This window comes from Agrobacterium sp. MS2 (assembly GCF_003261015.1).
GTDB lineage: Bacteria > Pseudomonadota > Alphaproteobacteria > Rhizobiales > Rhizobiaceae > Agrobacterium > Agrobacterium pusense.
Map to the genome: position 1 here is coordinate 20,412 of NZ_QLNF01000019.1, position 21,812 is coordinate 42,223.

Genomic DNA, 21,812 nt, shown 5'->3' on the forward strand with positions numbered 1-21,812 from the left:
GGCCTTGATCCAGTCGATGGCACGCTGAACCTGCACAGTCTGGCCGCCTACACGCAGCGCATCTCGCAGAAGATGGCCCTGCGGACCCTGGCCTATGCGATATAGCAGTTCCCGGGTGTAGAGAGGGGCCAGATTAGCTGCATCTGCTGGCGTGTCCATCAAAGCGGTCAGACGCGTCAGGACATCGACAGTCGCTCCTGACACGGAGCCCACGGCGAAGGCGGGGTCCGCTTCCACCGATAACGCGGGAAGCATCTCGAGGGCGCCTTCGCGGGCGAGGTCTGGTGACAGCCTGATCTCGATCCCAAGAAAGGGCTTTTCATTCGACGCCTGCGAAACCCGTGCATTCACTGGGACGTCCACCGACAGGATGAGAAAGTGCGCTGCGCCATAGTTGAGCGTTTTGCGGCCAATAGAGAGCTGCTTTTCTCCCTGAAGCACGAAATAGATCATCGGCTCATACATCAGCGCCTCGTAGGCGGTCGTTCGCTCGGCCCTGCGAAGAGCGAGGTTCGGGATGAGGTTCGGGAGTACGGCGTGCTTGCTTAGCCGGTCAGTCAAATTGCGCAGTTCTGGTAGGCTCATAGCGATGACTAATGACGGAAGATGAATAACAACGGCAGAATTGGCAGGATCGGGCAAGACGATGGCAGGATCTGGCTCATGGATGCTTCCACATGCCCCCACATCCGTCGGTGTTACCACTGAAGGAGATGAACACCATGACCCATGTTGTTGAAACCCCCGCTTCGGACGAAACACGACAAATTCTCAAAGGAATTGCCGCACAGATCGGCTACCCGATCCGTGCACCTCTGCTCAAGAGCCCAGAGGACTATGGTCTCAAGTATGACAGGGTTTCCTTTCTCTCGCTTGACGGAGTGCCGCTTGAGGCCTGGTTCATCCCATGCGAGGGATCAGACAAACTCGTCATCGCCAATCACCCCCTTTGGTTCAACCGCTATGGTCTGCCTGCCCACCTCGAACCTTGGAAATCGATCGGCGGCCCTCTCAACGCATTCGAGGTGAATTACGTCCCGGACTACAAGATCCTGCACGACGAAGGATATAATGTGCTCGCCTATGACATGCGCAATCTCGGACAGAGCGGCAGCGCCAATGGTGGCATCAGCAGCGGAGGCCGCCTCGAAGCGCGAGATGTTCTGGGATCGATCCAGTATGCCCGAACGAATCCACGGCTCAAGGGTATGACCATTGGGTTGTTCAGTCGCTGCCAGGGTTGCAATGCAACGATCTACGCCATGGCAGAGTCTCCAGATACGTTTGGGGGAATTCGCTGCATGGTGGCGCCACAGCCTCTGTCCGTGCGAGTGGCGATTGAACAGCTTCTGGCAGCGATGGGACTGGATGAACACGTTGACATCGTGGAGCAGGAGCTGATGACGATCAACAGCTTCAGGCTGGACGAGATGTCTCCTATTCCGTTTGCAAGACACGTCCGGATTCCCACGCTTCTCTATCAGGTGAAGGACGACGCGTTGACAAGGCCGGACGACATCCAGGGCATGTTCGACAACATCCCCATTCCGGAGAAGGAACTGATTTGGATTGAGGGCACCTCATCACGCTGGGACGGCTACCTGTATTTCCAGCGGAAGCCTGAACGCATGATCGCATGGTTCAATCAGTACATGCATTAAGCGACGTCAGAGGTCTGGTATGCTCCAGCCATGACCCTGATTGCAAACGGCGCCAAAATAGCCTATCCGCATATATACAGTTACACTGTATATATGCGGAGCCTTGGAGGTCGACCATGTCTGATGAGAACAAGGAAGTGGTTCGCCGCTTCAACATCGAAGTGATCCAAAATGGAAGCGAGGTGGCATTTCACGCCCTGATGTCTCCCGACTTCATAAATCACGCCGCCTCCCCGGGCATGCCGCAGGGTCCTGAAAGCATGTGGAACACGTTCGAGAAGGTGTTGCGTCCCGCGTTGTCGAACCTGAAGGTCGTGATCCACGACCAGATTGCCGAGGCAGACAAGGTCACCACCCGCAAGACCATTAGCGGAATTCACTCTGGCACTCTGCTCGGCGTTCCGGCGACGGGACGAGAGCTGACAATCAGCGTCATCGACATCGTGCGCATTGAAGGCGGCAGATATGCGGAGCATTGGGGCTTGAACACGCTGTCGAACGTGATCGCCCCCCTGACCAGGGGGTGATCGGTCCCGTTAGCACAGCCGTTCGATGATACGGATGGCCGCGTCGAGAGTTTGCCTGTCCTCTTCGGTTAGGCGCTCCTCGATCCGCTCGGCGATCTGCGCGGTTCGCGCTTGGCGGGCGCGGGATAAGCTCGCGCGCCCCTCCTCAGTGAGGAAAAGAAGTTCGCTGCGCCGGTCCGCCGGGTTGGGCATCTTGCCGATCAGCTTCTCTGTTTCCAACTGACCGACAACCAGCCGCATGCTTTGGTGGCGGACGTTGCGAAGGTCGGCCAGTTGCGCAACGCTCAGTGGCCCCTCCCGATCCAAGAGCGAAAGTGTTTCAGACTGCGAGGTTGTCGGTGTCTGTGCCCCGGATCTTATGCCGCGAATGAAGCTGCCGAGCGTGTGACGGAGAGTTTCGGCAAGCACATGCGCATCTCCCGAATCATCAACGTTCGATTTCTTCATTTTCATTTTGTTGATCCGACTTCTAGAGAGAGACTCCGCAACCCTTCCGCGACGCGCGTGATGATTGCCTGAAACAGGCACTATAGGGATTGGCGGCCCCTGAGAAGGGAAGTAGACCGATTGATTTCAGGTCAAGACGCACTCACCTGCAATGCCCAACATGAATGCGCAAAGCTGCGCCATCGAAATCGACCGCCAATGACGGGTTTGGGCCGACTGCGGACGAACCCCTGCTTTCTTGGCTAGCGGCTAAAGGGGATAGAGCTTGACCTCAGCCCGCCGATTAGAGAAGTGACACTAGCTTAGTGATGCGAACACTTAAGTTGCCACGAAATCGCATGCCTCCGAATGGATACCACATTACGATGTGAGCCAGCGCCCGTAGTCAAATGCATTTCATCGGGCGTGAACGTCAGCGTCAACGTGGATCGTCCGAAATTTAGCTATTCGCGCCAATGCTTCGCAACCCATTCTACAGGGCGCATGAAATGACGAAGAAATTGAAAGGGGCGCTTTCGGCGAAAACCGTAATCGACGAATGCTTTTAGATGCTGTCGGAGAGTAATGCCCTGTCGACCTGACCATCCGCCACGGATAGCATCCTCAGGCAGGATTTCTCCGGGAAAAATGACAATCTTTGCGCCCGCCGGGAGTCGGGCGGGAAAAAAGAGGTTGAGTGGGAAGGGCAGCAAACACTGAAAACGGAAATGACGGATCCATTTTCCCGGAAAAAATTTGATCCCGCCCGGCGCTTCACGCGTGACAAATCGCTGTTCATATCCATATTTCTCGGCTACACCCGCGGGATCAGCGGCAAACTTGGTCTGAATGGGAACGAGCTTGCCAATCGGAAAACGATAAACGGATGTCTGCCCCAGGCGCTCGAACGGCTTTGCCGCATTTCGTGCCAAGATCACGTCTTCGGGATTCCCGAATGTGAAGAATCCGTCCAAAGAGTCCGTTACAACCAGATCTAGATCCAAAAAGAGCACGACCCCCGATAGCGATCCCAGCTTTGGTCCCCAAAGGCGTGACTTGGGCCATATACCGCGCCTTGTTTCTGGAATTTCGTAGTCGATAACAGGAAGATCTTCACACAGGACTTCGGAGCGGATTCCCTCGCGACTGTCAGTAAAGCAGGTGAATGTAAACGGTGGCGTTATGTTTCTCTCCACCATGGCGTAAAGCCGGTTGATATAAGGCGCACCGTATTTCGTACCCCAATTTATACAAATAATCTGCTTTATCACGTCACTCAGTCCAGAAAGCGCCCCGGCCAAAAACCAGAGAAAGGGTATTGTAGTACGGGTCGGTCTATGACCGAGTTCATGGGTCAAGCTACGCCGAATTTTTCGCCATGTCGACCAACGATTGGGTCGGAGAAGCTCCAGATTATCCGGGGCAAGCAGGCCAATCCGAGTTCAGCCGATTGCCGTTTTCGTCCGAAAACAGATGAATGCCGTCCAAAGCCGGGGATATCCTTATCTCCTCGCCGACCGCCTGGCCTATGCGTTCGCGGAAAACGCCGAGCACCCGCGAACCACCCAGGGTCATGGTGACCTGCGTTTCCGATCCCAGCGGTTCGACGAGCAGGATCTCGGCCGGTACGCCCGAGGGATCAAGGGCGAGGTTCTCGGGCCGGATGCCATAAGTCGCCCCTTTTCCCGCAAGAGCGGCGGCAGCGGCCGGCAATGGCAAGACCACACCGCCGGTTTCAAAACCGGCTTGCGATATCACGCCGGGCAGAAAATTCATGGAAGGTGAGCCTATGAAGCCGGCAACGAACTGGTTTGCCGGACGGTCGTAAAGTTCGAGCGGCGTGCCGACCTGCTCGACACGGCCGCCGTTCAGCACAACGACCCTGTCAGCCATCGTCATCGCCTCCACCTGGTCATGCGTCACATAGATCGTGGTGGTCCTGAGTTTCTGATGCAAAGCCTTGATCTCGCCACGCATCACGACGCGCAGTTTGGCATCAAGGTTTGAGAGGGGTTCGTCGAACAGGAACACCTGCGGATTGCGAACGATGGCGCGGCCCATTGCAACGCGCTGGCGCTGACCGCCGGAGAGCTGGCGAGGATAACGGTCGAGCAATGCGGTAAGACCGAGGATCTCCGCCGCCCAGTTTACCTTCTCGGCAATTTCCTGTTTGCTTGAGCCGCGATGCTCCAGCGAAAAGCCCATATTGGTTGCGACCGTCATATGCGGATAAAGCGCGTATGACTGGAACACCATGGCGATGTCGCGGTCCTTGGGATCGAGATCGTTGACGATCCGCTCGCCGATCTTGAGTTCGCCACCCGTGATCGTTTCGAGACCGGCGACCATCCGCAGCAGGGTCGACTTGCCGCAGCCGGAGGGTCCGACGAGGACGACAAATTCGCCATCCCTGATATCGAGATCGACGCCGTGAATGGTTTTTACCGCGCCATAGCTTTTGCGGATGTCGGACAGAATTACGTTAGCCATCGATTAAATCCGGTTCTTCAGCCCTTGAGGCCGGTATGGGCGAGGCCTTCGACGAACTGCTTCTGGGCAATCACGAAGACGATGAGCACGGGCAGCGCCGTCAGCGTCGCTGCGGCAAGCTGGATATTCCACATCGGTCCGCCATAGGCGTCGGTATATTGGGTCAGCGCCTGTGGCAGCGTGAACATCTCTGTGCTGGAGAGAAAGACGATGGGCTCAAGGAACAGGTTCCAGGAGTGCAGGAAGGTAAAGATCGCAACCGAGGCCATCGCCGGTTTTGCCAGCGGCAGCGCGATCTTGCGGAATATCTTGAAGCGCCCGAGACCATCGACGCGCGCCGCCTCTTCAAGCTCGGCGGGCAGCGTCACGAAGAACTGCCGCATGACGAAAGTGGCAAAAACACTGGGCGCACCGAAGATCGGCACAAGAATGAGTGGCCAGTGTGTGTTGACCATGCCCGCCTTCAGAAACATCTGAAACAGCGGTACGATCGTGACTTCCGACGGAATGAGCAGGCCAAGCAGCACGACCATGAAAATGAGATTCGCGCCCGGAAACCGGATCCGCGCAAAAGCATAGCCTGCCATGGACGATATGATCATCGTCCCTGCCGTCACCACAGCGGCAATATAGGCGGAATTCCAGTATTGCCGCACGAAAGGCTGCAACTCGAAGACCTTGGAATAGCTCGTCCAGTCCTGGTTTTGCGGGAAGAATTGCGGCGGGAAGGCGAAGATATCACTGATCGGCTTGATCGATGACGTCACCATCCACCAGGTCGGAAAGACGAACGGGATCAGGAGCACGCACAACACCCCGTAAAGAGCGACCTGCATGCGTGGGGAAAGGTCAGCTTTCATAAAAGACGATCCTCTTGCGCATCTGCCACTGGGCGAAGGTCAGTACGGCGACGATCACAAACAGCAGGATGGACAGCGTCGAGCCGTAGCCGAAGAAATGAAACTGGAAGGCCTGCTGATAGAGGTAATAGACCAGCACCGTGGTCGAGAGACCCGGCCCCCCCTGGGTCAGAACTGCGATCTGCGCAAAAACCTGCAGCGAGCCAACAATCGTAATGATCGAGGTTAACAGGATCGTCGGGCTGATCAGCGGCAGGGTAATGCGACGAAACTGCTTGAAGGCGGGCGCACCGTCGATGCGGCCCGCCTCGTAGAGTTCTTTCGGCACACCCTGAAGTGCTGCCAGAAACAGGATCATGTTAAGCCCGACATTCTTGAAGACCTGCACGACGACGACTGAAATCATCGCGGTCGTTTCCTCGCGCAGCCAGTTGGGGCCTTCGATGCCGGCCATCAGCAACATGCCGTTGATGCCGCCATTTTTCTGCAACAGGAACCCCCAGACGATCGTCCAGGCAACCAGCGAAACGACAACCGGCGAGAAGAACAGCGTCCTGAATATCGCAATGCCAGCCAGTTTCTGGTTCAGCAATACGGCCAGAAGCAACGCCAGTGACAGGTTGAACACGACGAGCCCGGCCGAAAAAATCGCCGTCGCGCCAAGGACGTCGCGAAGATTGTCGTCCTCGACCAACATCCGGTAGTTCTGCGCACCCGTATAGGTGAAGGTGTTGGCAAGCACATTCCATTCATGCAGCGAATACCAGAACACCAGCCCGAGCGGGATCAGAACAAAGATGACGATGCCGATCAGCTGCGGGGCGATGAACAGGAATCCCGCAAGGCTGTCGCGCCGCGCGATGGTCCAGAACGCCGGGGCCGGACGATCCTGAGTACGGGCAATATCCTGCGCGACAGCCATGGTTTTCTCCTCAGCGCTTCAAGAGCGGCCCGATCTGGCCGCAGATTTTCTGAAGCGCACCGGCCACATCGGCCTGCGGCCGCCAGACGGCGTCGAGGTTCGAACGCACGATCTGCTGGATCTGGGCAAACCCGGTGTGGCCGGGCATGACCTTGCCGGTCGAGATGCCGGAGATGACAACCTTTTCGATCTGCTCCTCGCTGAGCAGCGGGTTCGTCTTTTTCAGCACCTGCGCATTCAGCAAAGACTTGCGCGCCGAAGGGAAGAACTGGCTGAGTTTGGCGGAATTTTCCGGATTGGTCATGTAAGCCACGAATTGCGCCGCGGTCTCGGCATTCTTGCCTGATTGCATGACGCCTATACCCGCCTGGCCGATCAGCGCATAATCGCCGGCAGGGCCCTTCGGAAGAGGCACGAGGTCCCAGCCAAATGGCTTGTCCTTCGGCAGAAGCGAGGCGCGGCTGATCTGCGTAATCGTCATCGCCGCATTGCCAGCAAAGAAATCGACCGTCTCGCCGGGGCCCGGAATGGCCTTCTTGTCGAAGATGGCGTCGTGGATGAACGAAATGGCATCCGCCATCGGCTTTTCCGCCATGGTGCAGGTGGCGCCGTCAGCGCTCCAGGGTGAAGCCCCCCAGCCATTCCAGACGGAGGTGAGGTATTGCCAGCTCTGGTAATTGAAATCGCGGACGACAAGCCCGCCCTTTCCGGTCTTGGCGACAGCCGACGCGGTTGCGATGGCGTTGTCCCACGTCCATTCGCCGGCAGCGATCATGTCGGCAGGGGGCTTGGCACCGGCAGCCTTGATAAGATCGTTATTGACGAAGACGGCGAAGGGCGAGGTCGAAAACGGATAGGCGTAAAGCGTACCGTCCTGCGACCAGCGTTCCGTGGCGCCGGCACCGACCTCCTCAAGATTATATCCCGGCGCAGCCTTCAGTGTGTCCGTCAGCGGGTAGAGCGCCCCGGACTTGACGAAATCATAAGCCGACGTCTCGAAAATCCAGGCCATGTCAGGTGCGTTGCCGCCCGCGATCTGTGTGGTGAGTGCAGTCGTGTAGGTATCGAAAGGCAGGGACTCATAAGTCACGCTGACATTTGGATGATCCTTCTTGAAACCGGCTGCGATCTCGTTGAAGAGCTTGAGATGCGCCTCGTTGGCGCTCCAGATCGTCATGCGCAGATTAACCGCATCCTGCGCAACCGCTCCGCCCGCAAACGCAAACGAGCCAATCAGGGCAAGCGCACAGGCCGTGGATTTCAGTTTAAAATGATTGTTCATTCCCGGTCCTCCTCCAAAGATGGGTTCGATCAGACGGCAAACCGCCGTCCTAATAGGCCGCGATATCAGGCCAGCGTATTTCGATGCCCTGACGGGTCAGCTGCGTCTGGAAGGCTTCCAGGCGGTCATCGTCTTCCTGCACCTGATGTGGCGTGAGGCCATTTTCCAGGCAGTGCGCCGCAAGCATCCCGGCCACTTCGCCGATGTTCCATTCGACCGGATGCAGGCGGTAGCAACCATTGGTAATATGCGTCGTGCCGATGTTCTTGCCGGCCGGGATCAGGTTTCTCACCCGCTGCGGGATCAGCGCACCGAGCGGTATTTCAAACGGGCAGGATGGCACGTCGATATAGTTGTCGCCGCCGGTGGATGGATGCAGGTCGATGCGGTACATGCCGATACCGATGCTGTCGCGATAGCGGACCGCGCCTCTTTCGCCGCGAACCGTATAGGAAAGATCCTGCTCGACGATGCGCGTCACCGGCTTGATGCGGCGGCTTTCGCGAATGTAGGGCCCCATGGCAAGCCCATGGTCGGTGCCGGTGATATCGCCACGCAGCCGAAGCCCGCGGAACCCCTGCCCGCCATCAAGGCGCGGTGCTTCCGTCTGCAGCCAGTAAAAGACCGAATAGGAAAGATCTGCCGCCGCCTTCAGGTGGCGCGCCTTTTCTTCCTCGGTCACATCGATGATCGTGCCATCCATGTAATCGATCATCGGCCAATTCACGAGGCAGATATCCGATTGGTAGAACCCGGGCGCAAAGTTCGTCCGTGCCGCGATGCGCCGGAAAATCCAGAGATTCTCATCACCGCCGCCCTTTCGCTGGTCGGCATCGACCAGCAGCGGGTTATCATCGGGATTTGGCGTGAAGGAGCGGGTGGTATGCTCCAGCGTGCGCGGATGCGGCGCGGTGAAGCCGAGGAGCGGACCACCCCAGAAATGCGGCTGATAAGAGCGCCAATAGTCGTAGTTCTCAGGCTTGTCGATCGTCTGGTCGCCATCGACATGGTCAATGGCAAAGCAGATTGAGACAGCCTGCACATTGTCCGGTTGAGCTTGCCCTGGCGCGCTCGGTTCCCCCGTGTCAGACTGCGCCTCAAAACCCTTGGCATATTCCGTGCCGGTCATCGGCAGCAGATCGCCAAGTTCGGTGGCGTCGAGTACGTAATCGGCGGATATGACGATTTCAGCGCCGCTATCGCGATGGCGGAGGGTCACGGAGCGAACCAAGTCGCCGTCCACATCGGCCCCGACGGGACGCCAGGGCTTGAGTATCGTCAGGCGACCTGCGCCAATATAGGGCATCAGCATGCTTTCCATGACCGCGAGGCTGACACGCGGCTCGGCGCAGATGCGGCTCACCCATCCGCCGCCCGGATTAAGGTCGCCCCACGCGCGCGCGCCTTCCGTCAGCGGATAATGGTCTCGATAATATTGCCGCACACCGTTACGCAGCGCCCGGTAGGAACGGGTGATGCCGAACTGTTCAACCCATGTATGCTCGTCCGAGGGAACGGCCTGACTGGTCAATTGGCCGCCGATCCAGTCGTATTCTTCGGTCATGATCACGCGTTTGCCCGCTCGTGCGGCCGCCAGTGCCGCCGCTACGCCGCCAAGGCCGCCACCGACCACGAGAATATCTGCTTTCATGTCTTTCACGACGTCACATCCGTTTTGTTGACTGAGGACTTGTTTGCCGAGCCGGTCGGGGCCGGCCCCAACGTCTCTCCCTTGACGGGTTCACATTTGAGAAGGATCTGCCCACCGGCGCTGCCGGTCTCGATGCGGTTGACCAGCATGGCGGTTGCCTGCCGCCCCATCTCCTCGCGCGGAATTTCATAGGAGGTGAAGCGCACGGGGCTGCGTGCGGCCCTGATATGACTGCCAAGCACGATCATCGAAAATGCGTCGGGTACGACAAGCCCTCTCGCCCGCGCCAGCGCCTCGACGCGCACGGCATCGGCCAATTCTATGAAGAAGGCGACTGTGGCCCCGCTCTCAATGATGGCATCGAGTATTTTCTCGGCCGGGCGGTTGACCGCCTTGATATGCAGGGCAATCGTGGCCGCATCTGCGAGCGCCGCGCTGAAACCTTGCCAGCGATCGGCAATCGATTCTGCCGGACCGTGCGGGCCGATATAGGCAAGCCTGGTGTGTCCCAGCGCGATGGCGTCTTCGACGAGCTGACGCGTGCCCGCAGCGTAGTCGCCGCCGACATAGGGAACCGGCCCGCCGGCATCTTCACGCCGGCCGATCGCGACGAAGGGATAGTCTTCCGAAACCAGCCGGGCGAGTTCCTTGCGATCGAACTCGCGGCCGAGAACCAGACAGCCGTCCGCAATCCGAAGCCTGTTGCCTTCCGAGAAAATCTTTCGGTTATCGCCGACACCGGCGCTCGTCAGCAGCAGAAGATCATAAGCCTGCTGCTGCGCCTCTTCTTCGATGCCCAGCAGAAAGGGCGTGAAGAAGTCAGCCTGGGCGCTCGGGAATGCTGGCTCATAGGTGAAAACGCCGAGGATCCGGTTCAGCCCCTTGGCCATGCGCCGCGCAATCGGATCGGCAACATAACCGGTCTGGCGAATGACGGCCTGCACCCTTTCCCGGGTTTCGTCCGGGATGCGCGCGACCGCTGCCGGCGCGCCGTTCAGAACAAGCGACACCGTTGCCTGGCTGACGCCGGCAAGCTTGGCAATATCGTTCTGCGTGAGACGTCTGTGACTGGACACGCCATGCCCTCCTCCGGCATTCGTTCCCTGCTAATACGCATTAGCAGCTAATGCGTATTAGCACCATCTCCGCGTAGGGAGTCAAGGGATAAAGTGCGTTCGCTGACGGGGTCGCAGATTATCGCAAGCCTGCGCTGCAATGGCAAAACGCGGCAGAAACGGCAATGTCAGCTGTAAAAAACAGCGGTCGGCCCGGATTTACGGATTCGAGGATGCTTTTTCGCCCGCAAGCTTCTGCTCAAGCAACCAAGTCCACATCGCCTCGTCGTTCAGCACTTTTCCCTCGACCGCCTGATGGTCCGTGTCCTCAAACACGGTAAGCCGAACATTGCGCTTCAGCTCCTTAAGACGTTGCACAAGCACCACCGTATCGGACAGCGGGATAACCTCGTCATTTGCACCATGAAAGGCCCAGAAAGCCGCCTTCTCGTTTGTTCGATTGAGGTAGTGCCGAATGCCGCCGCCGGCAATCGGAATCACTGCGGCAAAAGTTTGAGGAAACTGCTCTGCCATGGACCATGCGCCGAACCCTCCCCGGCTATAGCCGATCAGATAGATGCGTTCCCGGTCGACCCGGTGGTTGGCCACCACCGCCTCAATAACGCTTGCGACACGCTCGATCGGATAAAGTAGTTCCTCACTCGGATTTTGCGGTGAAAACACCAGGAAGGGAAACTCACGTCCCTCCTCTATCATTTTCGGCAAGCCGCTCGACCGTAACTTTTCGACGTCGCTGCCGCCCTGATCGCCGCCATGCAGCCAGACGACAAGAGGATAGGTCTTGTTCGAGCCGGCGTAATCCTTGGGCGTGTAAATCAGGTAGTTGATGTCAGAAGCGATGGTGACATCGGATTTCATCGCTTTCTGTTCGGCCTGTGCAAATGTCGAGGCAGTGATTGCAGCCAGAGCGATCAGGCAGGATTTAAGTCGTCTCATGATTTTTTCCTCCCAGTGAATAAGCCTCTTCGGGGTAATGACCGTTAAATCCGAACGGGTTCAACGCTCCCGAAAAAAGCAGGAAAAGCGCCTCGGAAAACATGAAATATCTCTTTATTTCAAACCAATGAGACAACTGCCTCATCTGATTTCCGGCGATGCGACGACAGCATATCCGCTTCCACTCCTGAGGCAACATTCGAGGAAGAGACTTCAGAAATCGAGCTGTCAGGTGATGGCGCCAACCGGACTTGTGCAGCAAGGCTTTTACGTTCAGCATTTGTTCTGGCTTGCTGTTTGAGTCTTTGCTAATCATTGCGGCACGAAGGCGAAATGGCGGCGCGGGCTCAGCCGCCCGCCGTTTTCGGGGAGGCAACTTCGCCTAGGGCAAGTATCAAGGATTAGTGCAGGATGGCGGTTGCCTATCTGGAAAAACTGAACGAGCAGCAACGCAAGGCCGTGGAACATGGTGTTGGACTGGTGGATGGACATGTCGCCGGTCCGCTTCTGATCATCGCTGGCGCCGGCTCGGGAAAGACCAACACGCTGGCTCACCGTGTTGCGCATCTGATCGTGAATGGCGCCGATCCCCGCCGCATCCTGCTGATGACATTCTCACGGCGCGCAGCTTCCGAGATGGCGCGCCGTGTCGAACGGATATGCAAACAGGTCCTCAGGGCAAATTCGGCAATCATGACAGATGCATTGGCCTGGTCCGGCACGTTTCACGGCATTGGTGCACGGCTGTTGCGCATCTATGCCGAGCAGATCGGCCTCAACATCGATTTCACCATCCACGACCGCGAAGACAGCGCCGACCTCATGAACCTTGCCCGGCACGAGCTGGGGTTTTCCAAAACCGAAAGCCGCTTTCCGACAAAGGGCACCTGTCTTGCGATCTATTCGCGCGTCGTGAATTCCCAGACGCCGCTCAAGGACATCTTGCGCCAGCATTATCCCTGGGTTGCCAACTGGGAAAGCGAACTCAGGGAATTGTTCGCGGCCTATGTCGAGGCCAAACAGGTCCAGAACGTGCTCGATTACGACGATCTTCTGCTCTACTGGGCCCAGATGGTCAGCGACCCCGTTCTGGCTGATGATATAGGTAACCGCTTCGACCATGTGATGGTCGATGAATATCAGGATACCAACCGGCTGCAGGCTTCGGTGCTGATGGCGCTGAAGCCCGGTGGCCGCGGCTTGACCGTGGTGGGTGACGATGCGCAGTCGATCTATTCCTTCCGGGCGGCGACAGTGCGCAACATCCTCGATTTCCCGGCTTCCTTCAGCCCGGCGGCCGATATCATCACGCTTGACCGCAACTATCGCTCGACGCAGCCGATCCTTGCGGCTGCCAACGGCGTCATTGATCTCGCGCGAGAGCGGTTCACCAAGAATCTCTGGACCGAGCGGCAGTCGCTGGAGCGCCCGAAACTCGTGACGGTGAAAGACGAGACCGAGCAGGCGAACTTCATCATCGACCAGATCCTCGCCAATCGCGAAGCCGGCATGACGCTGAAACAGCAGGCCGTGCTGTTCCGCACCTCCAGCCATAGCGGCCCGCTCGAGGTGGAACTGACCCGCCGCAACATCCCCTTCGTCAAATTCGGTGGCCTGAAATTCCTGGACAGCGCCCATGTGAAGGACATGCTGGCCGTGCTGCGTTTCGCACAGAACCCGCGCGACCGCGTCGCCGGTTTCCGGCTGCTGCAGATGCTGCCAGGCATCGGACCGAAGAAGGCTGGCAACATTCTCGATGCGATTGCGACAGACCCCGAGCCGCTACTTGCCCTCGCCGAAATTCCGCCGCCGCCGAAGACCGGCGATGACTGGACAGCCTTCACACAAATGCTTTTGGGCCTGCGGCAGGCGCCGAATGACTGGCCGGGCCAGATCGGGCAGGCGCGGCTGTGGTACGAACCGCATCTGGAACGCCTGCATGAGGATGCGGACACCCGCAAGGCCGATCTGCTGCAGCTAGAGCAGATCGCTGGAGGCTATCCTTCACGCGAACGCTTCCTGACCGAACTGACACTCGACCCGCCCGACGCCACCAGCGATCAGGCCGGCGTGCCGCTGCTTGACGAGGATTATCTCAGCCTCTCGACCATCCATTCCGCGAAAGGCCAGGAGTGGCGCTCCGTCTTCATCCTCAATGTGGTCGACGGCTGCATCCCCTCCGACCTCGGCGTCGGCACCACCCAGGAACTGGAGGAGGAACGCCGGCTGCTTTATGTCGCGATGACCCGCGCCCAGGACAGCCTGTCGCTGATCACACCGCAACGTTTCTTCACTGGTGGGCAGAGTCAGCAGGGTGACCGGCATGTCTACGCCGCCAGAACCCGCTTCATACCGGCGACATTGCTGCAGTTTTTTGAGACGATGACCTGGCCATTGGTTTCAGCCGCCGCTTCGGAACGCAGTGCGCAGCAGATCCGGATTGATGTGGCAGCGCGCATGCGGGCCCTCTGGAAATAAGAACGATCGTACAGGCTGGAACGACTGACAACACGGCTGTTCGAAAGTCCATCCATAGCGACATGGAGGCCTTTTATGCGTCGATGGAGCAGCGTGACAATCCGGCACTTCGCCGCCCGTCCCAGTCGGTGGATCGGCGGCATGGGGCGTGGTGGCTGCGGCAAGTAACGGAAACGCGGTGGCCAACTTCACCTCCGTTCTGGCTCTTGCCAAACACATTGACGACGACAGCCCGACGTTTACTCCAAGTGGGATCATGTCAAATCTATTAGTCCGACGCGATCGGGATCGCGTGACACACCCATTCTGTTTCACTTTTTCGATCGAACTTGGAGAGACGCTGAAAGCTTGTTTCGACATGGCGGAAAATCACCTAAAAAAATAAAGGCATCGCCGAAAACAATCTGGGTAGCTCAAATGCGAATCCCGAGTTGTTCTACAACACCAGAAAACCCCGCTGCAAATGCCATCCGCCAACGCCATCGCTACCGCGCCGGCACTGTCAGCGTCATAGCCTCATCTAACTTTACAATTAAAATATTTGACGGGGCACGAAGACAACGGTACCTAGCACGAAATTGCAAGAGGACGTCTCGCTGGCACCTGTTCGCGCACTAGCATAATCGATATCCCTATGCACAAAAACACGGAACTCCGCGAGAAACATGAACATTATCTCAAAAGTAATAAGCTACGAAACCGGAGCATCATTTTTGAGAAAGGTCCGCACCACTGGTCCAAGACATCAACTTCAATTCCTTATCGATGTCCTCTTTCTTGCGGGCTTGGTCTTCGCTATGTTTCTTGGCGGAAAAATAACACCATTACTTATTATAACGGGCGTTGTTCCGATACCTTTTTTACTTAATCGCCTCAAGAAAGATAATATCTCTTGGTCATTGATGGCGGTTATATTGCCTTTTTTTATCTATTTTTCCTATAATATATTTTTGTTTATTTTTTTTACCGGGCTAGTTCCGAGCGATAAGCGCCCGGTTAATCCGAGTTACGAATTTTATATTGTTGCGATTTTGATGCTCTTAATTGGCATCATTAGAGGATTACAAGTTCAAAACTTGTCCAAACTGGTTAGATACGTTATTCCCGCTGCACTGTTGATTGCATTTATCGTGCTGTCAGTATTGATGTTCTTCGAAGTTAGAGATGACTGTCGCGTTCGCGGCGCGGCGTCTTGGCCATTTATCCCTGCCTTGCTGTTTACATCGCTCACACTGCTGTCATATGTGGGTTGGAGCACATTTTCGGTTTTCGAGAAGCGGTTTCGACTTGCCTTGCTTGCCTGCAGCATTGTTGTTGTATATGCCTATACTGCGTCGCGGGGTGTGGCAGTCGGCCAAGTTGTAGCGATCTCACTTCTCCTTTGCATGGGAATGTTTAGTCGGTTTTCCCATACGGTGCCACGTTGGCACCAGATTGTAATGGCTGTAACCGGCGGCATTGCTGTTTCGGCAGTTGTCGGACTACTGACCGGCTGCGGACCAATGACTAGAATTTTGTCGGTCATCGATAGTGCGGGCATGCTAGTGCAGGTCGCCTCGAACCCACGGAACGACAACATCGCGCCACCAGTGGTTGCTGTGGAGCCTCTCAACCATATCGACGCCGTACCCCCCCCCCGCCCGACAGTCGTGGAAAAAATAGGAGGCAAAGACCAGTCGATTGGACTAAGGCTTGAGATGTGGGGGGTTTCGATCTCCTCCATTGAAGAACGGCCATTTTTTGGCCACGGCGCCCTTTACTTGCAAAAATTGATCACGGAACAGTTCGGCTTCGAGCACAACCACAATCAGTATCTCTCATGGCTTGTCACTGGCGGTTTGGTTGGGATGTCTATTGGCCTCTGTTTTCTGGCGACACCATGGTTTGTCTCGGCTGGGCTGGCTCTTCCCGAGAGGATGATCATCACGATCGCGGTTACCGTGGTCTGGGGAGGAGCGATGATGTTTGACTCGTTTTTCAATCTGAAATTCTACCTACATTACTACGCTTTTCTGTGTGGAGTACTGTACGCTTGGTTCACGGACTTGAGAAACAAACAGCATGGGTTTTGGGGGCGTCTGAAATGAGCGAATCAACTCCGATCTACTACGATATCACGGAAGTCTTACTTTCTACGTCCGCGAAGCGGATACAATATTATGGAATAGCAAGGACCGTCTTGGAACTCGCGCGGCAACTAGCACTACGTAAGGAGAATATCCACTTTGTCGTGTTCTCCTTCGGGATGAAAGCATTCTTCGAAGTGGAGTGGCATAAAACCACCAACGGCGACATTGTATTCGATCTGCCGAAGGACACTGTCCAACGGTGGTCGCGATCGTACCACGGCGACAATTTGTTACTTTCGTTGCTTTCACGACTGACGAACATTATAGGCGATCGAAAAAATAGGGCCGTTTGGACAAATACCGCAGCGGAGCTAAAGGAAATGCGGTTTGATCAAGGGGTTTTTGTGTCAGCCGCTCGTCCAAAACTCATTGTAGACATGATCAAATCGATTAGGAAAACTGGCAGCCAGACGGATGTCGTTACATTGCTTCACGACTTCATGCCGCTTCACCAGATCGGCACCAAGAGATTCCGGAGTTTCGATCGGAACTTTCTCAACGACAATAATTATGTGATACAAAACACCGACCTCATATTGACGAATTCTAGATTCACACGACAAGAGTTGCTCCGTTTCGCAGACGCCGGGATACTGCCACAGCCAGGTCCAGTAACCGCCATACCGTTGGTGCACGAGTGTCCTGAAGGATATGAGAACGGAGAAATTGTTCTACCATCGCAGCCATACCTATTGACGGTCGGCCTGAATCTGGGCCGGAAGAATATTGAGGTCGTGCTTGAAGCGCTTCGTCTCATGGATCGACAAGGGCTTAAAATTCCGAATCTCGCGATCGCAGGCGCGAATCGTAAACGGCTAAGACGCTATGTTGAGCGTAAGGAGTTTGCGGGAATTAGGGATAAAATAACATTTTTTAACAACCCTAATCAAACCGATTTGGTCAGGCTCTACAAAAACGCCCTATCGCTTATAATTCCCAGTTATATTGAGGGGTGGGGTCTGCCGGCTGGAGAGGCGCTTTGGTGCGGGACACCTGCAGTATGCTCCACCGCTCAGGTGTTTAGAGAGGTTTGTGGCGATCTTGGCCTTTACTTCGACCCCGATGACCCGGCCGCTCTATCTGAAATCGTCTGCAAATTACAGGACGATGCAGTCTTTTCTAATTCGATTAGGGAAAAAATCGTCAATTCCCGACCAAGGCTGAGGACTTGGGCTATCGTAGCCAATGAGATGCTAGAGGCCCTACGTCATGAGTATCCGACCGCCGCATCTGCTGATATACTAAAAAATCAGCCAGGCGACACAGGTGCTGCGGTCAGTAGAAATCGGTCCGAAATTTAATTGTAGCATGTGTATGGATAGCAAGCGCCTCTTCGATATAATTATTTCCGCCCTCTGCTCCGTTGTTTTCGCCGTGCCTATGCTACTCGTAGCTATAGCGGTTAAGTTAACATCGCCTGGGTCCGTCCTCTATTGGTCAAAACGTGTCGGCAAAAATAACGAACTTTTCTGGATGCCTAAGTTCCGGACAATGCGAATTGATACACCGGTCGTGGCCACGCACCTTCTTTCCGATCCATCAAGACACCTGACGCCGATTGGCGGATTTCTTCGCAGGACAAGTTTGGACGAGCTTCCTCAACTTTTGTGCATCGTGAAAGGCGACATGTCGCTCGTGGGGCCGCGCCCGGCTCTATTCAATCAAGAAGACCTCATCGCCGCACGCACAGCCAAGGGTATCGATACCCTTGTTCCGGGTTTGACCGGTTGGGCACAGGTTAACGGGAGGGATGAACTGCCTATACCGGATAAAGTAGCGTATGATTTTGAGTACCTCCAGAGACGTGGTTTCTTTTTTGACTTACATATAATGTCACTGACAGCCATTAGAGTCGTTCGATCGCATGGTGTGTCACATTGAGTCTTCCGAACAAAAAACCGCAGGCATTTGCCGACCGGAGCTTAAGTAAAACCATGACACAGGCTAGCTTAACCGAGCACCCAATGGTCAAAGGCGTACGGGAATGGATTATTCGGACACCCAGACTGTGGAAGCGCGCTATTATGATTAGCGCCGATATAATTTTGCTTCTGTCAGCAATGTGGGGATCCTACGCGCTGCGCCTTTCCGAGTGGCTTCCTGATATGAGCGCTGAGCGCGTATTGCTTGCCATTTGCGCCCCTATAATAGCGATACCTATTTTTATCCGTTTCGGGCTTTATCGCTCCGTCATTCGCTATCTACCCGAGGCCGCAATCTGGACCATAATTCGGGCAATGCTGGTGGCAACTATCTCTTGGGTGCTAGTGATTTTCCTAATGGAAATGGCTGGGCAGGGCATTGTTCCACGTTCCGTTCCTTTCTTCTATTTTATTTTGGCTACACTCTTAATAGGTGGCATACGGTTTGGCGCGAAATGGGTCCTAAATTCCGGCACAGGTATGCGCCGTGACGAAGAGCCAATATTGATCTATGGCGCTGGACCTTCGGCAGCTCAGCTCGCACGCGCCTTGCGCGGGCATGCCAATCGCTACGTCATGGGCCTGATCGACGACGATCACAACAACCGTGGGCGCGATATTGGGGGATATAGGGTTTTTCATTCAAACGATTTGCCACTGCTGATCGACCGCTATGGGATACGAGAGATCGTGTTGTGTATGTCGTCCATACCAATAGAATCACGTATATCAGTGATAAATGGTGTTGCTGGCTTAGGCGTGAAAGTACGTAGCGTCCCCGATATGGCTGATATTGTAGACGGCAGATACATCGTCAATCAGATCCGGGAAATTGAAATTGACGAATTGCTCGGCAGATCCTTTGTACCTGCCGATAAGGAGCTACTAGGTCAGGCTCTCACCGATCGAGCGGTGATGGTAACAGGCGCGGGCGGCTCGATCGGGTCTGAATTGTGTCGGCTAATCGTTAAGTGGCGCCCACGTAGATTAGTTCTCTTGGATACAAGCGAATACGCGCTTTACGAGATCGAGCGCGAGCTTCGTCATATTGGTGGGCTTCAGATAGTTCCTGTTCTCGGTTCGGTCACCGACGAGCGGCTACTTCGCCGTGTGATCCGAGCCAATGCTATAGAGGTTTTGTACCATGCAGCGGCTTACAAGCATGTGCCACTTGTTGAGGAAAATGTCCTCGAAGCAATACGGAACAATGTTTTCGGGACCCTCACCGCTGCAAAAATCGCGGTGACAGAACAGGTTTCTAGCTTTGTATTGATTTCTTCTGACAAGGCTGTACGCCCCACCAATGTCATGGGTGCCACCAAACGTTGGGCAGAGCTGATTGTTCGCCAGATGGCGAAAGAGTTTGGGGGGCAAGCGAGTGGTCAAACCTTCTGTGCAGTGCGCTTCGGTAACGTGATCGGCTCGAACGGATCTGTTGTCCCGCTATTTAAGCAGCAAATCGCCAAGGGTGGTCCAGTTACCGTAACGGACCCGGATATGACGCGGTACTTTATGGCAATTCCCGAAGCTGCCGAACTTATTGTCCAGGCTGGCTCGCTATCAGTCGGTGGCGATGTATTCCTTCTAGACATGGGGGAGCCTGTTCGAATTGGCGATCTTGCCGAAAACATGATCCGCCTTGCGGGGTTTAGAGTTCGTAATGCCCAAAATCCTAACGGAGGTATTGCTATTGAGGTCATCGGAAAGCGAACGGGTGAGAAGCCCTTCGAAGAGCTCTTTTACAATCGCGACAACGCAAAGCCGACTCGACATCCGAAAATCTTACGTGCGGATTCCGTTGGCATAGCTCGGTACGATATGAATACACCATTGTTGGATCTTCAAGCCGCACTCGACGGCGAAAACGAAAACATGGCAAGGACGATATTGTTTCGAGTAATAGAGACCGAGGGACTTCTTAGCGACACGGCGGTATCCGCGTGAGGCTGTACTCGAAAGATGATATCACACTGGTAACCGGAGCATCCGGCTTTGTGGGCTCGGTTCTTGTGTCGATGATGCGGGAGCGCGGGATGCAAGTCCGGGACGTTTCGAGTACCAGAACTAACGCTATCGTTAAAATTCCGAGCTGCGGTGCCGATACTGACTGGAGCGACAGCCTACGCGGTATCACCACCGTGGTTCATCTTGCGGCACGCGTCCACGTGATGCGCGAAACCTCGAGTAATCCTCTCGCGTTGTTTCGTGAATCCAATGTAACAGCCACGCTCAATCTCGCTCGTCAGGCCGCAAAATCTGGCGTGCGCCGGTTCGTCTTCATCAGTACGATAAAAGTGAATGGTGAATGTACAGAATTAGGCAAGCCGTTCACCGCATTCGACAGAGCTAATCCGCAGGATCCGTACAGTGTGTCCAAAGCGGAAGCGGAGAAAGATCTTCTCGAACTGGGATGTGAAACGGGAATGGAGATTGTCATCATACGTCCACCTCTAGTATATGGTCCTAACGTGCGAGGAAACTTAAAACTACTGATGAAATGGGCTTCAAGTGGCATACCCTCTGTTTTCTCCAGTGTGCATAACAAGCGCTCTCTCATTTACGTAGGAAATCTATCTGAACTGATTATTCGCGTGGTCGAGCATAAAAATATTGCAGGAAAAATACTCCTTGCTAGCGATGGCTACGACATCTCGACACACGAATTGCTTACATTTTTGTCTATAAGCGCCGGAAGATCGCCCAGGAGTCTGGCGGTTCCGTTGAATATTCTACAACTCAGCGGAGTTTTGCTTCGCCGAAGCGAAATTATAGAGCGTTTAACTAGCAGCCTCCAAGTTGATTTAACCGCAACCCTCCAAGCCGTCCCTTGGCTTCCCGACAGTAGAACCCCCTTACTTCTGTCGAGTGTCTGGGGTCCGATAGCTGATTGATCGTAACCACTCGGTGATGGCCGCTGATATGAAAGCACGCCGGATTTTTATGGCCAGCTATTCACGCGGCAACTTGTCGGCCACGATCCTAAACTCTTCGGCGGTCAAATCTGTCAGCGTCGGCATTTCCCAATCAAACGATGTATGATCACGAATGGCATAATCGATTAGCAGTGGCGTACAACTCTCGGAGGGATAAGTCGGTATGACGGACGACCTCAGCAACTTTGTTTGCAATGGCATTGACTAATGATCTGGGTGTCGTCGACGCGATCACGATGTGGCCGTCAGTTTCTAGCTGGAGGAGCGCCTCGCGCACGGCGTTTCTCAGGTCGGCATCATCCATTTATGCTGTCCATCTGATTTTCCAAATCCTTTGACGTGCCCCGTTAAATTAGGCCATTTGGAACTGGAATTTCCACTTATGATCCCTGTTGGGAAGAAGAGGAGAATTCGATGAAGGCCTCGAAGTTTTCGGAAGCGCAGAGTAAGCCTCCGGTGAAGGCCGCAGGTCAGGCCGCTTGAGCGTTGACGGTCGGCGGCGTCCAATTCCACGGAAGC

General features: G+C 55.4%; 19 protein-coding genes. 8 read left to right on the plus strand and 11 right to left on the minus strand.

The features are described from left to right. A partial coding sequence (locus tag DOU54_RS10290; protein WP_193603318.1) for an AraC family transcriptional regulator occupies window positions 1-561 on the minus strand: 561 nt, incomplete at its 3' end. 161 nt (window positions 562-722) lie between these two features. Between DOU54_RS10290 and DOU54_RS27980 the strand changes: the two genes are divergently transcribed. Both DOU54_RS27980 and DOU54_RS10300 read left to right on the plus strand, forming a co-directional pair. Beyond that, the gene (locus DOU54_RS27980) at window positions 723-1,661 is read left to right on the plus strand and encodes an alpha/beta hydrolase family protein (RefSeq protein ID WP_113731192.1); all 939 of its coding nucleotides are present in this window, start codon (window positions 723-725) and stop codon (window positions 1,659-1,661) included. A 116-nt stretch (window positions 1,662-1,777) separates the two neighbouring features. Further along, on the plus strand, window positions 1,778-2,188 hold the full coding sequence (locus DOU54_RS10300; protein WP_113731174.1) for an ester cyclase: 411 nt from the start codon (window positions 1,778-1,780) through the stop codon (window positions 2,186-2,188). A gap of 9 nt (window positions 2,189-2,197) precedes the next feature. Here DOU54_RS10300 and DOU54_RS10305 read toward each other — a convergent pair whose 3' ends face one another. The 9 genes from DOU54_RS10305 to DOU54_RS10345 form a co-directional block, all read right to left on the minus strand. Continuing rightward, the gene (locus DOU54_RS10305; protein WP_113731175.1) at window positions 2,198-2,641 is read right to left on the minus strand and encodes a MarR family winged helix-turn-helix transcriptional regulator; all 444 of its coding nucleotides are present in this window, start codon (window positions 2,639-2,641) and stop codon (window positions 2,198-2,200) included. Window positions 2,642-3,078: 437 nt separating this feature from the next. Further along, window positions 3,079-3,915: a glycosyl transferase gene (locus DOU54_RS10310; RefSeq protein ID WP_210206197.1), complete on the minus strand. Its 837-nt coding sequence runs from the start codon at window positions 3,913-3,915 to the stop codon at window positions 3,079-3,081. 112 nt (window positions 3,916-4,027) lie between these two features. Further along, window positions 4,028-5,104, minus strand: a complete 1,077-nt coding sequence (locus tag DOU54_RS10315) for an ABC transporter ATP-binding protein (protein ID WP_113731176.1) — start codon at window positions 5,102-5,104, stop codon at window positions 4,028-4,030. Between the two features lie 17 nt (window positions 5,105-5,121). Beyond that, window positions 5,122-5,964: a carbohydrate ABC transporter permease gene (locus DOU54_RS10320; RefSeq protein ID WP_113731177.1), complete on the minus strand. Its 843-nt coding sequence runs from the start codon at window positions 5,962-5,964 to the stop codon at window positions 5,122-5,124. Further along, complete coding sequence (locus DOU54_RS10325) at window positions 5,954-6,886, minus strand: carbohydrate ABC transporter permease (RefSeq protein ID WP_113731178.1); 933 nt, start codon at window positions 6,884-6,886, stop codon at window positions 5,954-5,956. The genes DOU54_RS10320 and DOU54_RS10325 overlap by 11 nt, the downstream gene beginning before the upstream one ends. 10 nt (window positions 6,887-6,896) lie before the next feature. Then, complete coding sequence (locus DOU54_RS10330) at window positions 6,897-8,168, minus strand: ABC transporter substrate-binding protein (RefSeq protein ID WP_113731179.1); 1,272 nt, start codon at window positions 8,166-8,168, stop codon at window positions 6,897-6,899. 49 nt (window positions 8,169-8,217) lie between these two features. After that, the gene (locus DOU54_RS10335; protein ID WP_113731180.1) at window positions 8,218-9,819 is read right to left on the minus strand and encodes an FAD-dependent oxidoreductase; all 1,602 of its coding nucleotides are present in this window, start codon (window positions 9,817-9,819) and stop codon (window positions 8,218-8,220) included. 5 nt (window positions 9,820-9,824) lie between these two features. Continuing rightward, a complete protein-coding gene (locus tag DOU54_RS10340) occupies window positions 9,825-10,895 on the minus strand; it encodes a LacI family DNA-binding transcriptional regulator (RefSeq protein ID WP_100911468.1) in 1,071 nt (356 codons plus the stop codon). A 198-nt stretch (window positions 10,896-11,093) separates the two neighbouring features. Continuing rightward, window positions 11,094-11,831 carry a carboxylesterase family protein gene (locus DOU54_RS10345; protein ID WP_113731182.1) on the minus strand — a complete coding sequence of 246 codons (738 nt, stop codon included), beginning with the start codon at window positions 11,829-11,831 and terminating at the stop codon, window positions 11,094-11,096. 411 nt (window positions 11,832-12,242) lie between these two features. Between DOU54_RS10345 and DOU54_RS10350 the strand changes: the two genes are divergently transcribed. From DOU54_RS10350 to DOU54_RS10375, 6 genes are all read left to right on the plus strand, one after another. Continuing rightward, entirely contained in the window at window positions 12,243-14,309 is a 2,067-nt protein-coding gene (locus DOU54_RS10350) for an ATP-dependent helicase (protein ID WP_113731184.1), read from the plus strand. A gap of 665 nt (window positions 14,310-14,974) precedes the next feature. Next, a complete protein-coding gene (locus DOU54_RS10355) occupies window positions 14,975-16,396 on the plus strand; it encodes an O-antigen ligase family protein (RefSeq protein WP_113731186.1) in 1,422 nt (473 codons plus the stop codon). Beyond that, window positions 16,393-17,739 carry a glycosyltransferase family 4 protein gene (locus tag DOU54_RS10360; RefSeq protein ID WP_113731188.1) on the plus strand — a complete coding sequence of 449 codons (1,347 nt, stop codon included), beginning with the start codon at window positions 16,393-16,395 and terminating at the stop codon, window positions 17,737-17,739. Before DOU54_RS10355 ends, DOU54_RS10360 begins: the two co-directional genes overlap by 4 nt. A 13-nt stretch (window positions 17,740-17,752) precedes the next feature. Then, a complete protein-coding gene (locus DOU54_RS10365) occupies window positions 17,753-18,319 on the plus strand; it encodes a sugar transferase (protein ID WP_113731194.1) in 567 nt (188 codons plus the stop codon). An 83-nt stretch (window positions 18,320-18,402) separates the two neighbouring features. Continuing rightward, window positions 18,403-20,304 (plus strand): polysaccharide biosynthesis protein, encoded by a 1,902-nt coding sequence (locus tag DOU54_RS10370; RefSeq protein WP_286079882.1) that lies wholly within the window; start codon window positions 18,403-18,405, stop codon window positions 20,302-20,304. Next, window positions 20,301-21,251 carry an NAD-dependent epimerase/dehydratase family protein gene (locus DOU54_RS10375; RefSeq protein ID WP_286079880.1) on the plus strand — a complete coding sequence of 317 codons (951 nt, stop codon included), beginning with the start codon at window positions 20,301-20,303 and terminating at the stop codon, window positions 21,249-21,251. The genes DOU54_RS10370 and DOU54_RS10375 overlap by 4 nt, the downstream gene beginning before the upstream one ends. A 327-nt stretch (window positions 21,252-21,578) precedes the next feature. Here the strand turns inward: DOU54_RS10375 and DOU54_RS27715 are convergent. Then, window positions 21,579-21,812 (minus strand): hypothetical protein (locus DOU54_RS27715; RefSeq protein WP_210206195.1); only part of this gene is annotated, 234 nt, incomplete at its 5' end.